9 protein-coding genes are annotated in these 15145 nt (G+C 68.2%); 5 read left to right on the forward strand and 4 right to left on the reverse strand.

Features of this window, described 5'->3' with window-relative positions; all coding sequences use genetic code 11:
* The first annotated feature begins 237 nt into the window (after nucleotides 1-237).
* The 3 genes from gyrA to pbpC all read left to right on the forward strand — a co-directional run bounded on the left by gyrA (nucleotide 238) and on the right by pbpC (nucleotide 10806).
* Nucleotides 238-2946: a DNA gyrase subunit A gene (gyrA, locus tag DSC_RS06790; protein ID WP_014160407.1), complete on the forward strand. Its 2709-nt coding sequence runs from the start codon at nucleotides 238-240 to the stop codon at nucleotides 2944-2946.
* A gap of 377 nt (nucleotides 2947-3323) precedes the next feature.
* Entirely contained in the window at nucleotides 3324-8276 is a 4953-nt protein-coding gene (locus DSC_RS06795; RefSeq protein WP_043291061.1) for an alpha-2-macroglobulin family protein, read from the forward strand.
* A 157-nt stretch (nucleotides 8277-8433) separates the two neighbouring features.
* Nucleotides 8434-10806: a penicillin-binding protein 1C gene (pbpC, locus tag DSC_RS06800; protein ID WP_014160409.1), complete on the forward strand. Its 2373-nt coding sequence runs from the start codon at nucleotides 8434-8436 to the stop codon at nucleotides 10804-10806.
* 85 nt (nucleotides 10807-10891) lie between these two features.
* On the opposite strand, the gene DSC_RS06805 is transcribed toward pbpC, so the two are convergent.
* Both DSC_RS06805 and DSC_RS06810 read right to left on the reverse strand, forming a co-directional pair.
* A complete protein-coding gene (locus DSC_RS06805; RefSeq protein ID WP_014160410.1) occupies nucleotides 10892-11461 on the reverse strand; it encodes a ferritin-like domain-containing protein in 570 nt (189 codons plus the stop codon).
* A 38-nt stretch (nucleotides 11462-11499) separates the two neighbouring features.
* Complete coding sequence (locus tag DSC_RS06810; protein ID WP_014160411.1) at nucleotides 11500-11982, reverse strand: peroxiredoxin; 483 nt, start codon at nucleotides 11980-11982, stop codon at nucleotides 11500-11502.
* Between the two features lie 191 nt (nucleotides 11983-12173).
* Between DSC_RS06810 and DSC_RS06815 the strand changes: the two genes are divergently transcribed.
* Nucleotides 12174-12617 carry an Hsp20/alpha crystallin family protein gene (locus tag DSC_RS06815; protein ID WP_014160412.1) on the forward strand — a complete coding sequence of 148 codons (444 nt, stop codon included), beginning with the start codon at nucleotides 12174-12176 and terminating at the stop codon, nucleotides 12615-12617.
* Between the two features lie 122 nt (nucleotides 12618-12739).
* Nucleotides 12740-13618 carry a DnaJ C-terminal domain-containing protein gene (locus tag DSC_RS06820; RefSeq protein WP_014160413.1) on the forward strand — a complete coding sequence of 293 codons (879 nt, stop codon included), beginning with the start codon at nucleotides 12740-12742 and terminating at the stop codon, nucleotides 13616-13618.
* A gap of 217 nt (nucleotides 13619-13835) precedes the next feature.
* Here the strand turns inward: DSC_RS06820 and pilH are convergent, their stop codons facing one another.
* Nucleotides 13836-14228 (reverse strand): twitching motility response regulator PilH, encoded by a 393-nt coding sequence (gene pilH, locus DSC_RS06825; RefSeq protein ID WP_014160414.1) that lies wholly within the window; start codon nucleotides 14226-14228, stop codon nucleotides 13836-13838.
* 175 nt (nucleotides 14229-14403) lie between these two features.
* Nucleotides 14404-14997 (reverse strand): LOG family protein, encoded by a 594-nt coding sequence (locus tag DSC_RS06830; RefSeq protein WP_014160415.1) that lies wholly within the window; start codon nucleotides 14995-14997, stop codon nucleotides 14404-14406.
* Between the last annotated feature and the right edge of the window lie 148 nt (nucleotides 14998-15145).

The following is a 15145-nucleotide window of genomic DNA, read 5'->3' on the forward strand; positions in this document are numbered from 1 at the left end:
AGCCCGCGCGATTGTGCGGGCGGGCTCGGAGGCCTTGGTGGAACCTGCCGCGCAAGGTCTCCGCCGGCGCCGGGTTCCACGCGCAAGTGCTTGATTTGCGCCGAATCCCGGGCGGCGTCGTGGGGGCGTGGCGTGTTACAATTTCACGGTTCAACACCCCTCCCAGACCCAGGTGCCGCGATCGTTGCGGCAGACCGGGTTTTGGCCTGACGTACCGAAGACAAGCACGGACATTCAATGGCTGATCTCGCCACCGAAATCATCCCGGTCAACCTCGAAGACGAGATGCGCAAGAGCTACCTCGATTACGCCATGAGCGTGATCGTGGGCCGCGCCCTGCCCGACGTGCGCGATGGCCTCAAGCCGGTGCACCGGCGGGTGTTGTTCGCGATGCACGAACTGGGCGCGCACAGCAACAGGCCGCACTTCAAGTCCGCGCGCATCGTCGGCGATGTGATCGGCAAGTACCACCCGCATGGCGACCAGTCGGTATACGACACCCTGGTGCGCATGGCCCAGCCGTTCTCGCTGCGCTACATGCTGGTCGATGGCCAGGGCAACTTCGGTTCGGTCGACGGCGATTCGGCCGCGGCCATGCGCTATACCGAGTCGCGCATGTCGCGCCTGGCCCACGAGCTGATGGCCGACATCGACAAGGAAACCGTCGATTTCACCCCCAACTACGACGAGAAGGAACAGGAGCCGTCGGTCATGCCGACGCGCTTCCCGAACCTGCTGGTCAACGGCTCGGCCGGCATCGCCGTGGGCATGGCCACCAACATCCCGCCGCACAATCTGTCCGAAGTCATCGACGGGTTGATCGCGATGATCGACAACCCGCTGATCGAGATCGACCAGCTGCTGGAATACATCCCCGGCCCGGACTTTCCCACCGCCGGCATCATCAACGGCACCGCCGGCATCATCGCCGGCTATCGCACCGGCCGTGGCCGGGTGCGCATGCGCGCCAGGGCCGAGGTGGAGGTGGATGACCGCAGCGGACGCGAGGCGATCATCGTCACCGAGATCCCCTACCAGGTGAACAAGGCGCGGCTGATCGAGAAGATCGCCGAGCTGGTCAAGGAAAAGAAGCTGGAGGGCATCAGCGAGCTGCGCGACGAATCCGACAAGGACGGCATGCGCATCTACATCGAGGTCAAGCGCGGCGAATCGGCCGAGGTGGTGCTCAACAACCTGTATTCGCAGACGCCGATGGAATCGGTGTTCGGCATCAACATGGTCGCCCTGGTCGACGGCCGTCCGCAGCTGCTCAACCTCAAGCAGATGCTGGAAGCCTTCGTCCGCCACCGCCGCGAGGTGGTCACCCGCCGGACCATCTTCGAGCTGCGCAAGGCCCGTGCCCGCGCGCACGTCCTGGAAGGCCTGACCGTCGCGCTGGCCAACATCGACGAGATGATCGAGCTGATCAGGACCTCGGCCAACCCCGGCGAGGCGCGCGAACGCATGCTGGCCAGGACCTGGGAGCCGGGCCTGGTCGGTTCGCTGCTGGCTGCGGCCGGCAGCGAGTCCTCGCGTCCGGAAGACCTGCCCAAGGGCGTGGGTTTCCTGGACGGTCGCTATCAGCTGACCGAGACCCAGGCCCAGCAGATCCTGGAAATGCGCCTGCATCGCCTGACCGGGCTGGAGCAGGAAAAGCTCACCGAGGAATACAAGCTGCTGCTGGAGACCATCGCCGGCCTGATCCGCATCCTGCAGAACCCGGATGTGCTCAAGCAGGTCATCCGCGAGGAGCTGCTCAACGTCAAGGAGGAATTCGGCGATGCGCGCCGCAGCCAGATCCGCCAGAGCGAGGAAGACTTCGACATCCTCGACCTGATCGCCCCGGAAGACATGGTGGTCACGCTCTCCCACGCCGGTTACGCCAAGCGTCAGCCGGCCAGCAGCTACCGCGCGCAGAAGCGCGGTGGCCGCGGGCGCAACGCGGCCACCACCAAGGAAGAGGATTTCATCGATCACCTGTGGCTGGTCAACACCCATGACACGCTGCTGACCTTCACCAGCAAGGGCCGGGTGTTCTGGCTGGCCGTGCACCAGCTGCCCGAAGCCGGGCCCAATGCGCGCGGCCGCCCGATCGTCAACTGGATCCCGCTGGAAGCCGACGAGAAGGTCCAGGCGGTGCTGCCGGTGCGCGAATATGCCGAAGGCCGCTTCGTGTTCTTCGCCACCCGCAACGGCACGGTCAAGAAGACCCCGCTGACCGAGTTCGCCTATCGCCTGGCGCGCGGCAAGATCGCGATCAACCTGGACCAGGGCGACGCGCTGGTCGGCGTGGCCCTGACCGATGGCCAGCGCGACGTGCTGCTGTTCGCCTCCAATGGCAAGACCGTGCGCTTCGGCGAGGAAGCGGTGCGCTCGATGGGCCGCACCGCCACCGGCGTGCGCGGCATCAGGCTGGCCAGGGGCGAGCACGTGGTCAGCCTGATCGTGGCTGACCGTGCGGCCGGCGCGGACGCCGACCAGACCGATGACGAGGTGGCCGACGCCGATGAAGCCCTCGAGGCTGCCGCCGAGGACACCGTGCTGGAGACCAGTCAGGACGAATCGGGCTGCTACATCCTCACCGCCACCGAGAACGGGTATGGCAAGCGCACCGCGCTGGCCGAGTATCCGCGCAAGGGCCGCGGCACCCAGGGCGTGATCGGCATCCAGACCAATGCCCGCAATGGCAAGCTGGTCGGCGCGCTGCTGCTGGGCAATAGCGACGAGGTGATGCTGATCTCCGACGGCGGCACCCTGGTGCGGACCCGTTCGACCGAGATCTCGCGGGTGGGCCGCAACACCCAGGGCGTGACCCTGATCCGCCTGTCCAAGGGCGAGAAGCTGCAGGCGATCGAGCGCCTGGATGCCTCGCTGGAAGAAGGCGAGGAACTGGACGCGGCGGCCCAAGGCACCGACGCATCCAGCCAGATCCAGCCCGAGGGCTGAAACGTCGGATGGCCTCCGGTTCGCCCCGTAGGAGCAACTGTCTGCTCGGCGCGTTCGTGCCCCCTCTCCCTCGCTTGCGGGGGAGAGGGGGCAAAATCCCAGCGATGTGGCCGTAGGGCCATGGCCGCGATGGGCTTTCCCGTAGGAGCGCACCGCAGGGGCGCGATGGGGCTTTCCCGGTAGGTCACATCGCCGCTGAAGCCGCTCCCACTCCAGACAACTGCTCATTGGCGCCGTTTTGAAGGATCGTCCGCGTTCTATACTCCCGCGCAAACCTGGGCAGGGGAATGCGTCACATGGAGAGCACGCAGGGCCACGGCGCACGCGCATTGCAGCACGCCGCCGCGCTGGATGCGCACCAGGCTTCAGCCGCCCGGATGTCTTCCCGCTTCGCATCGCAACGTCCCTGGCGCAACGCGCTGCTGGCCGCCGCGCTTGGGCTGCTGGCACTGGCCGGCTGTGACCGCAACAAGACCGGCGAGCTGCCCCAGGTCTCCGGCGAGGCAGTCAGGGCCGAAAAGGCCAAGGCCATCGCCGGCTTCGGCCTGGTCAACGCCTATCCGGACCAGGAGGACGGCGAAGTCGCCCTCGCCCTGGAATTCAGCCAGCCGCTGGTGGAATCGCAGGACTTCGACGCGCTGCTGCACGTCACCGACGACAAGGGCGCGCCGGTCAGCGGCAGCTGGGTGCTGGGGGATGAGGGCAAGGTCCTGCGCTTCCCGTCGGTGGAGGCCGCGCGCGACTACACGGTGAAGATAGACGCCGGCCTGCTGGCCGCCGCCGGTGCGCGCCTGGGCAAGGGCGTCGAGCAGGTGGTGCACAGCGGTTCGCTCAAGCCGTCGGTGGGCTTTGCCTCGCAGGGCAGCGTGCTGCCGGCCAAGGACAGCCGCGGCCTGCCGGTGGTGTCGATCAACGTGGCCGAAGTGGACGTGGAATTCCTGCGCGTGCGCGAGGCGGATTTGCCGCGCTTCTTCGACCAGTACCAGCGCGGCGGCAGTCGCGGCGCCTGGGACCTGGACCGCAGCTACGGCGACCACACCCCGCTTGGAGACATGGCCGACTCGGTCTACCTCAACCGCTTCGTACTGGACGGCAAGCCCAACGAGCGCGCGCTCAGCTACCTGCCGACCCAGGACATCAGGCAGCTGCAGGAGCCGGGCCTGTACTTTGCGGTGATGAAGCGGGTGGGGCGTTACTCGGAAGACCTGCAGACCGTGTTCTTCAGCGTCAGCGACTTAGGCCTGCATGCACGCGCCTACAAGGACACGCTGTTCGTCCACACCGCCTCGCTGGCCACCGGCGAGGCGAGCAAGGGCGCTCAATTGCGGGTGCTCGACGCCAAGGGCAATACCGTGCTCAAGGGCGAGACCGACGGCAACGGCAACGCGCTGCTCAAGTACGCGCTGGACGCCGGCCAGGTACTGGTGGCCAGCCGCGGCAAGGATGTGACCCTGTTGCCGTTCAACCAGCCGGCGCTGGACCTGTCCGAGTTCGCGGTGGCCGGGCGCGAGCAGGCCTGGTTCGATGTGTTCGCCTGGTCCGGCCGCGACCTGTATCGCCCGGGCGAAACCGTGCGCGTGTCGGCGCTGCTGCGCGATTTCGACGGCAAGCCGGTCAAGCCCGGCCAGCCGCTGTACCTGCGGCTCAAGCAGCCCGATGGCAAGGTGTTCCGCGAAACCCGCCTGGCGCCGGCCGAGCAGGGATATTTCGCGTTCGAACAGGCCATTCCCGCCGAGGCGCCGACCGGGCGCTGGCAGATCGAGTTCCGCACCGATCCGGCCAGCGCCCAGGCGGTGCAGGGCATGACCCTGCAGATCGAGGAATTCCTGCCCGAACGCATGAAGCTGGACCTGTCCGCGGCCGACACGCTCAGGCCCGGCGCGCCGCTGGCGCTCAAGGCCGACGCGGCCTACCTGTACGGCGCCCCGGCCGACGGCAACCGCTTCACCGCCAAGCTGGCCGTGGCGGTCGAGCAGCACCCGCTGGACAAGCTGCCGGGCTGGTTCTTCGGCGACCCGACCGTCGAGCTGCCCAAGGAAGCCAAGGGGGTGGTCGATGCGACCCTCGACGCCAGGGGCCACTTCGAAGGCGACCTGGCGCTGCCCGACGAGGTCAAGCCGGTCACGCCGGTGGCGGCCATCGTCTCGGCCAGCGTGTACGAGACCGGCGGGCGCACGGTCAACCGCACGCTCAAGCGGGTGATGTGGCCGGCCGCCGTGCTGGTGGGCGTGCGGCCACTGTTCGACGACAAGCAGGGCTCCGATGCCAACGGCACCGCCGGCTTCGAGATCGCGCGCATGGATGCCACCGGCAAGCGCCTGTCGGGCCAAGGCCTGAAGGTCACCCTGGTGCGCGAACGCCGCGACTACCACTGGACCCATGACGAGGACACCGGCTGGGCGTTCGACTACACCCAGCGTTTCGAGAACGTGGACACGCGCACGCTCGATGTCCGGACCGACCCGGCGCGGGTCGAGTTTCCGGTGGAGTGGGGCGGCTATCGGCTGGAGGTGTTCGACCCGGCCACCGGCCTGACCACGCGCTATCCGTTCACCGCCGGCTGGAGCTGGAGCGACGAAAACCGCGGCCTGGATGCGCGCCCGGACAAGATCAAGCTGTCGCTGGACAAGGCCGGCTATCGCGCCGGCGACACGCTCAAGGTGACGCTCACCCCGCCGCACCCGGGCAAGGGCGTGCTGATGGTCGAGTCCGACCACATGCTCTACGTCAGGAACATCGACGCCAAGGCCGGCAGCACCTTCCAGATCCCGGTCACCGCCGACTGGGAACGCCACGACGTATACGTGACCGCGCTGGTGTTCCGCGGCGGCAGCGCGCCGTCCAGGATCACGCCCGCACGCGCGGTCGGGGTGGCGCACGTGCCGATGGACCGCACCGCCCGCCGCGTCGCCGTCGGCCTGAAGGCGCCGACCCAGATGCAGCCCGAGCAGGACCTGGCGGTCACCGTCAGCGTGCCGCAGCTGGCGGGGAGGAACGCGCACGTGACCGTCTCGGCGGTGGACGTGGGCATCCTCAACATCACCGGCTATCCGGTGCCCGATGCGAACGCCCAGTTCTTCGCCCAGCGTCGCCTGGGCGTGGACAGTTACGACGTGTACGGACGGGTGATCGAGAGCTTCGAGGGCGACACCGCGCGCATGCGCTTTGGCGGCGACATGGCCCTGGGCCCGCTGCCACAGGCCAGGCGGCCCACCGCCAGGGTGCAGACGGTGGACCTGTTCGCCGGGCCGGTGAAGCTCGATGCCAAGGGCAATGCGCGCATCGTGCTGCACGTGCCGGACTTCAACGGCACCCTGCGCGTGTCGGCGCTGGTGTACTCGGACGACCAGTACGGCAACCGCGACGTGGAAACCCTGGTGCGTGCGCCGGTGGTGGCCGAGGCCAGCCTGCCGCGCGTGCTGGCACCGGGCGATCGCAGCATGGTCACCCTGGACGTACAGAACTTCACCGGCAAGCCGGGCGCCTTCAAGGTGCAGGTGGACGGGATTGGCCCGCTGGCGATCGGCGAGGGCAGCCGCAGCGCGCAGCTGGCCGATGGCGCCAAGACCACCCTCAGCTTCCCGCTCATGGCCAACGAGGGCTACACCACCGCGCAGGTGCGGGTGCAGGTGGAAGGCGGGGCGACCGGCTTCAAGGTGGACCGCAAGTATGACCTGCCGGTGCGCGCCGGCTGGCCCAGCGTGGTGCGCACCGAAAGCCGGGTGATCGATCCGCTGGCGCCGGTGAGCATGGGCGCGGCCTTCGGCGAGGGGCTGATGGCCGGCTCGATCAACGCGCGCATGGTGGTCAGCGCGCTGCCGCCGATTCCCTTCGCCGCAGCGCTGGAGGACCTGCTCAAGTATCCCTACGGCTGCATCGAGCAGACCACCAGCAAGGGCTACGGCACCCTGCTGCTGGACCAGGCCACCGCCGAGCTGCTGGGCACCCACGGACTGGATGCCAACAAGCGCCGTGAACGCATGGAAGGCGCGTTCGGCCGCATCACCTCGATGCAGGTGGCCAACGGCAACTTCTCGATGTGGGGCGATGACAGCGACGTGGTGCCCTACCTCACCCCGTACGTCACCGAGTTCCTGCTGGATGCGCGCGATGCCGGCTTCGCGGTGCCCGATGCGGTGCTGCAGAAGGCGCTCAACCGCCTGAGCGAGGACCTGCTGTCCGGCGGCAACCAGTTCTATGGCGCCGACTTCCGCGACCACCTGCGTTTTGCCAACCAGGCCTACGAAGGCTACGTGCTGGCGCGCGTGGGCCGTGCGCCGCTGGGCACGCTGCGCGCGCTCTATGACAACGACCGGGTCAAGTCGATGACCGGCCTGCCGCTGGTGCATCTGGGCATCGCGCTGTCGCTGCAGGGCGATACCAAGCGTGGCAGCCGCGCGATCGCGCTGGGCTTGGACAAGACCGGCGACCGGCCGGGTTACCTGGGCGACTACGGCACCCCGCTGCGCGATGACGCGTTGATGCTGGCCCTGGTGCGCGAGCGCAAGCTCTCCAGGCCCGAATACGACGCCCGCGTGATCTCCCTGGGTCGCGAGCTCGACGAACGCCGCAAGGCGCGCTGGTTCTACCTGAGCACGCAGGAGCAGGTGGCCCTGGCACGCCTGGGCAAGTCGCTGCTGGGCGATGCACAGGCCAAGACCGTCAGCGGCACCTGGGCGGCCAACGGGGCGAGCGAAGCAGTGGACAGCCAGCGCCTGTTCGCACGCAGCTTCGACGGCGACACCCTGGCCAAGGGCGTGACCTTCACTCCGCAAAGCCTGTCCCCGACTGGATCGGGGAGCACGCCGCCGCTGTACGCCAGCCTGGAAATCGCCGGCGTGCCACGCACCGCGCCGGCCGAGGACACCTCCAGACTCAGCGTGGTGCGCCGTTACTACACCACCGATGGCAAGGAATGGACCGGCGGGACGTTGAAGGAGGGGCAGGCGCTGATCGTCGGCCTGAGCATCACCGCCGACACCGCCATGCCCGACGCACTGCTGACCGACCTGCTGCCGGCGGGCCTGGAGATCGAGAACTTCAACCTGTCCGACGCCAAGCAGTGGGCCGATGTGGTGGTGGACGGCATCAACATCACCGATCGCGGCGACGCGGCCGACGTCAAGCACGAGGAGTTCCGCGACGACCGCTACGTGGCCGCCCTGCGCCTGTCGGCCGGGGGCCGCGGCGCCAAGGTGTTCTACCTGGTCCGCGCGGTGACCCCCGGCACCTACACCGTGCCGCCGCCGCTTGTCGAAGACATGTACCGGCCGCAGATCCGCGGTGTGGGCGCCTCGTTGCCGGCGACGATCACGGTGGTGCAGCCGTAAATGAAAAGCGCCCGCCAGCAGTCTGGTTGATGCTGGCCGGCGCGTTGTCCACGTCCGGGACGATCAGGCTGACCGGCACGGCCGCTATCATGCGTGGCCGCCGTGGATGCCTTCACCTGCGCCATCGCTGACCAATGAGCCAGGACCCGCACCGTCGATGAAGGCGCTACGCCCGCGTATCGCCATGCTGCTCAAGGTCCTGCGCTGGACCAGCGTGGGCGTGCTGCTGACGTTGCTGGTGCTGGACTTGACCTTCCCGCCGCCGTTGCCCAGGGCGGGCGACACCAGCACCCTGGTGGTGGCGCGCGATGGCACCCCCTTGCGTGCGTTTGCCGATCGCGATGGCGTGTGGCGCTATCCGGTCCCGCGCGAAGGCGTCTCGCCGCTGTACCTGCAGGCGCTGCTGACCTATGAGGACCGCTGGTTCTGGCAGCATCCGGGGATCAATCCCTGGGCGCTGCTGCGTGCCGGTGGCCAGTTGGTCATGCGCGGGCACATCGTCTCCGGCGGCTCGACGTTGACCATGCAGGTCGCGCGCATCCTGGAGCCGCCGGCGAACAGCCGGCACACGCGCACGCCGTGGGGCAAGACCAGGCAGCTGCTGCGTGCAGTGCAACTGGAAGTGCACCTGAGCAAGCGCCAGATCCTGGACCTGTACCTGGAGCGCGCCCCGTTCGGCGGCACCATCGAAGGGGTCGAGGCGGCCAGCTGGGCCTACCTGGGCAAGCCGGCCTCGCGCCTGTCCCATGCCGAGGCCGCGCTGCTGGCGGTGCTGCCGCAGTCGCCCAGCCGGCTGCGCCCGGACCGCCACCCGCAGGCTGCCCGTGCCGCGCGCGACAAGGTGCTGGCGCGCATGGTCTCGCTGCAGGTGTGGTCGCAGGCGCAGGTGGACGATGCGCGGATCGAGCCGGTGGTCGCCCGTTCGCTGCAGCCACCGCTGAGCGCGGCGCTGCTGGCCCTGCGCCTGCACCAGCGCCAGCCTGCCGCCTCACGCATCGTCTCCACCATCGACGCCGACCTGCAGTGCACCCTGGAGCAGCGCGTTACCGCGTACTTCTCCAACCTGCCCGAACGCACCTCGGCCGCGCTGCTGGTGGTGGACAACGCCACGATGGAAGCGCGCGCCTACGTCGGCTCGGTGAAGTTTGGCGATAGCAAGCGCTTGGGCCACGTGGACATGGTCCAGGCCTGGCGTTCGCCCGGTTCCACGCTCAAGCCGTTCCTGTACGGCCTGGCGCTGGATGATGGGCTGATCCATTCACAGAGCCTGCTGGTCGATGCGCCGCAGGGGTTCGGTGGCTACCGGCCGGGCAACTTCGATGCGGCCTTCAACGGCCCGGTCGGCGCGGCGCAGGCGTTGCAGCGCTCGCTCAACGTGCCGGCGGTGGATGTGCTTGACCACGTCGGCCCGGCGCGTTTTGCCGCGCGCCTGGCCAATGCCGGGATCGACCTGCGTTTTCCCGCCGGCGCCGGGCCGAACCTGGCGATGATCCTGGGCGGGACCGGGGCGCGGCTGGAGGACCTGGTCGGCGCATTTGCCGCGTTCAACCGCGACGGGCTGTCAGGCCGCGTGCGCTACACCCGCGACGATCGCACCTCCGACCGCCGCCTGCTCTCGCCCGGTGCGGCCTGGATCGTGCGCCAGATCCTGCAGGACAACCCGCGGCCGGGCTACGCGCTGGACACCTTCGATACCGGCTCGCGCCCGCGCGTGGCCTGGAAGACCGGCACCAGCTACGGCTATCGCGATGCCTGGGCCATCGGCGGCACCGGCCGCTACACCGTCGGGGTGTGGGTCGGTCGCCCGGACGGCACGCCGTTGCCAGGCCAGTACGGCGCGGTCACCGCGTTGCCGCTGATGTTCGAGGTGATCGACAGCCTGCCGCGTGGTCGCAGCGATGCGATGACCACGCCGGCGCCGGCCACCGTGGCGCAGGTGGAGGTGTGCTGGCCGCTGGGCCTGCCGCCCGATCCACGGGCGCCGCAGCTGTGCCAGAAGCGCCTGCAGGCCTGGACCCTGGACGGCAACGTGCCGCCGACTTTCGCCGAGCGCGACGCGCGCCTGTGGCGCAGCGGGCTGGAAACCTTCCAGCGCGATGCCGTCAGTGGCAGGCGCCTGTCGGCTGACTGCACTGCGCCGCACCTGGCGCAGCCCGCGCAGATCGCACGCTGGCCGGCGCTGGCTTCGCCGTGGCTGACGGCAGCCCAGCGCAGCGCCTCGCAACTGCCGCCGTTGGCCGCCGACTGCGCTGCCGACGGCCGCGATGCCAGCGCCGCCTTGCGCATCGAAGGCCTCAATGACCGGGCCACGATCGCCCGCGCGCCGGGCAGCCCCGCGCCGGCCACGCTGCGCCTGCGGGCGCTGGGCACCGACACCGACGTGCAATGGCTGGTGGACGGCCGCTGGATCGCGCGGACCCGCGGCACGCGCGGCTTCGAGCATGGCTTCGACGCGCCCGGCGAGCACACGCTCACTGCGCTGGCCGAGAGCGGGGCATGGGCGAGCGTGCGCTTTCGCGTGCTTCGCTGAGCCCTGGTCGCGGTGATGCAATGTGCGCAAGAAGAAAAACGGGCGCTGCAGGCGCCCGTTTTCATTCCCAGGATCCGGCGATGAATTACCTGCCGGTGTAGCCTTCCAGCATGTCCGACAACTCGTCGGCATGTTGTTCTTCCTGCTCCAGGATCGCTTCGAGCAGGCGCTTGGTGGTGGTGTCCTTGTCGCCGATGTAGTTGATCATCTGGCGATAGCTGTCGATGGCGATGCGCTCGGCGATCAGGTCTTCCTTGACCATGTCGTGCAGGTCGCTGCCTTCCTTGTATTCGGCGTGCGACCGCTGGCTCAGCGTGTCCGGGTTGAGATCCGGCTCGCCGCCCAGCTGGACGATGCGTTCGGCCAGCTTGCCTGCGTGTTCCTGCTCCTGCTGGGCGTGCTCCAGGAACTCGGCCTTGATCGAGTCGGCCAGCATGCCCTTGGCCATGAAGTAGTGGCGGTAGTAGCGCAGCACGCACACGTACTCTGTGGCCAGCGCTTCGTTGAGCAGCTTGATCACCTGGTCGCGGTCGGCGGTGTAGGTGTCGGTGATCGCGCCGTCCTCGATGCGCTTGCGCGCGTTGGCGCGCAGCGTGTCCCGGTCGGACAGGGCGCTGGCGGAAGTCTTGTCGAAGGTGGCGGGCGTGTGGGACATGTGTGGGTTCCTGTTTGTGCGATAGGGAAGAAAAAGGGTCAGGCGGGAATCTGCTGCAGCACCTGTTCGGCCGAGGACACCTTGAATTCGCCCGGCGCCTCGACCCAGATGTCCTGGACCACGCCGTCGACCGCGTACAGGGCATAGCGGCGCGAACGCAGGCCCATGCCGTTGCCGCTCAGGTCGATGTCCAGGCCCATGGCCCTGGTCAGCTCGGCGCTGCCGTCGGCCAGCAGTTGCAGGCCATCGGGCACGTGCAGCGATTCGCCCCAGGCCTTCATCACGAAAGGGTCGTTGACCGCCACGCAGTAGACCTCGACGCCGCGCTTGCGGAATTCGTCGAAGTGCTTGATGAAGCCTGGCAGGTGGCGCTCGGAGCAGGTCGGGGTGAAGGCGCCGGGTACGCCGAACAGGACCACCTTGTGCGCCTGGAACAGGGTCGGCGTGTCGACCTTCTCCACCCCCTGGCGGATGCGGTTGAGGGTGATCTCGGGGATGCGCTGGCCACGCTGGATGGTCATGGGAAAGTCTCGTCAAGGGGCGCGCCCGCCGCGCTGGCGGGTGCATGAACGCCACCCTAGGAGCGGCCATGGGAAGGGCGCGTCAAGGCCCTTGAAAACTGCCTGGAGGCGCCTATCTGCTGGCCATGGAGGCCACGGGCCCCTGCCGCGCCGCAGTCGCGGAATGTCGGCAACCAAACAGGAGACATGCCATGAATTTTGTGCGCTACAACGGCTGGTCCGGCCTTCCTGCCCAGGCCGATCTGGGCCGGGTCATCGAGCGTTTCGTGCAGGCCAATCAGTCCCCCGAACAAGCCGAATGGTCGCCGCCGGTGGACGTGAAGGAGGAAGCCACCCGGTTCGTGATCTTCGCCGATCTGCCGGGCGTGGACCTGGATACGATCGAGGTGCAGATGGACAAGAATGTGCTCAGCATCCGCGGCCAGCGGGCCGCGCCGGAGGCGGGCGAAGACCAGCGCTTCACGCGCCAGGAGCGCCGCCACGGCAGGTTTGCCCGCAGCTTCACCCTGCCGGAAACCGCCGATGCCGACGGCATCGTGGCTTCGGGCCGCGACGGGGTGCTGGAAGTGGTGATTCCCAAGCGTGCGCAGGCCGCGCCGCGCCGGATCCAGGTGGGGCGCGAATCGATCCAGTAAGCTGTACGCCGCCAGCCCGGATTGCCGGGCGCGAGTGACGGGCGTGATGTGCTGTTGAATGCATCAGGCCCAGGTTCAAGCCCGCGGCTGCCAGGTCGCGGGCTTTTCTTGCTGGAGGTGCGATGGAATTCAAGGATTACTACCAGACGCTGGGCGTTGAACCCACGGCCGGCGAAGCGGAGATCAAGAGCGCCTACCGCCGCCTGGCGCGCAAGTACCACCCCGATGTCAGCAAGGAAGCCGATGCCGAGGACAGGTTCAAGGCCGTCAACGAGGCCTACGAAGCGTTGCGCGATCCGGAAAAACGCGCGGCCTACGACCAGCTGCGCGCGCGCGGCTACCGGCCTGGGCAGGAATACCAGCCACAGGATTTCGGCGGCCGTCCCGGTCAGGGCTTCGATTTCGAGGAGGTATTCGGCAGCACCGGCGGCGGTGCCGGCTTCAGCGATTTCTTCGAGAACCTGTTCGGCCAGCGCGCCCGCGGCGGCGGTCCGGGCTTTGGCGGTCAGGCGCCGCGCGGAGAGACCCGCGCCCGGCTGTCGGTGCCGCTGCGCGCGGTCTACGAGGGCAGCACCATCAGGGTGACCGTCAACGGCAGACAGCTGGACGTGCGCGTGCCCAAGGGCATCAGGCCCGGCCAGGCGATTCGGCTGGCCGGACAGGGCAGTGGCGGTGGCAACCTGCTGCTGGAGGTGGAATACGCCGCCGACCCGCAGTTCGAGGTGGATGGCAGCAACGTGATCCACGTATTGCAGGTCACACCGTGGCAGGCCGCGCTCGGCGCCACGGTCAGCGTGCCGACCTTGGGCGGCTCGGTGGAATTGAAGGTGCCGGCCGGTTCGGAAGCCGGTCGCAAGCTGCGCCTGCGCGGTCGCGGCCTGCCAGGCGCGCAGCCGGGCGACCAGATCGTGGAGCTGGAGATCACCGCGCCGCGCCCGGAGACCGACGCCCAGCGCAAGGCCTACGAGAAGCTGGCCAAGGCGTTCGCGTCCCAAGCCTGAACCGGCGGTGCAGAACGACCGGATCCCGACCAGGCGTCTGTGTAGCGCCCCATCGCGGCCATGTCCCGAAAAGGGGATAAAGGCCTACGGGAAAGCCCATCGCGGCCATGGGCCCTACGGCCGCATCGCTGGGATTTGCCCCCTCTCCCCCGCTCGCGGGGGAGAGGGAGCTCCGAACGCGTCGAGCAGACAGTTGCTCCCACGGGCGCCCGGCAGCTCAGGCGGCCGGCAATGGCGGCTCGCTGCTGGCGCTGAGGATGCGTTCGATCACTTCTGACAGTTCGTCCTCGGAAAACGGCTTGGTCAGATAGGCCTTGGCGCCCTGGCGCATGCCCCACATGCGATCGGTATCCTGGTCCTTGGTCGTGACCAGGATCACCGGAATGTGGCTGGTGGTCGCTTCGCGGCTGAGCTGGCGGGTGGCCTGGAAGCCGTTGAGATTGGGCATGACCACATCCATCAGGACCATGTCCGGCAACTCGCGCTTGGCCACTTCAACACCCTGCGCGCCGTCCTCGGCCGTGATCGAGGCGTGCCCCAGCTTTTCCACGATGCGCTGGATGCCCAGCAACTGCGACGGTGAATCGTCGACGATCAAAATCCGTGCCATGCGATAACCCCCTGATTGTCCCCGCGCCGATTGTAGAGGCTGTTCATGGACAAGGTAATACGCCGGTGACCGGTCGGCGGTGCCGATGTTCCGCTCGTCCGTCGGCGCTCCCACGCGGCCCACGCGGCCGCTCTGAAAGCATGAAGACCATCACACTTGCGGGTATCAACGGTCCTCATCGAACCACGCTGGCGCGTTTCTCGTCGATCCACTTCGAGGCCTGCACCGGCGTATAGGCCTGCATCCAGCCCAGCATCGCGTCGATGTCCTCGCCGTACCACAGGTCGGCGCGCTGGTCCGGGTGCAGGAACCGTTCCTGGACCATGCGATCGATCATGCCGATCAGCGGTGCGTAGAAGCGGTCCATGTCCAGGAACGCGCACGGCTTGTTGCCGATGCCCAGCTGGCGCCAGGTGAGCATCTCGAAGATCTCCTCCATGGTGCCAAAGCCGCCGGGCAGGGTGACAAAGCCATCGGCCAGTTCGAACATGCGCGCCTTGCGCTCGTGCATGGAACCGACGACCTCCAGCCGGGTCAGGCCGCGATGGGCGACTTCCCAGTCGGCCAGCTGTTGCGGAATGACGCCGGTGACCTGGCCGCCGGCCTCCAGGACCGCGTTGGCCACCGTGCCCATCAGACCGACGTTGCCGCCGCCATAGACCAGGCGCAGGCCGTCGGCGGCCAGGCGCCTGCCCAGTTCGGCCGCGCGCTGGGCGTAGAGCGGCTTGGAGCCGGGGTTGGAGCCGCAGTAGACGCAGATGCTTTTCATGATCAGGAGCCGGGACTGGGGATTGGGGACTGGGGCTCGGAACCAGGGACTGGTTTCGGGACCCGGGACCCGGGACCCGGGACCCGCAAGGCAGGATCTTTGGCCTCTCTCTCCTGTCAGGGCCTTTTGAAGCAATTTGCATCCGGAC

Origin of the sequence: Pseudoxanthomonas spadix BD-a59 (assembly GCF_000233915.3) — a bacterium.
Lineage (GTDB): Bacteria > Pseudomonadota > Gammaproteobacteria > Xanthomonadales > Xanthomonadaceae > Pseudoxanthomonas_A > Pseudoxanthomonas_A spadix.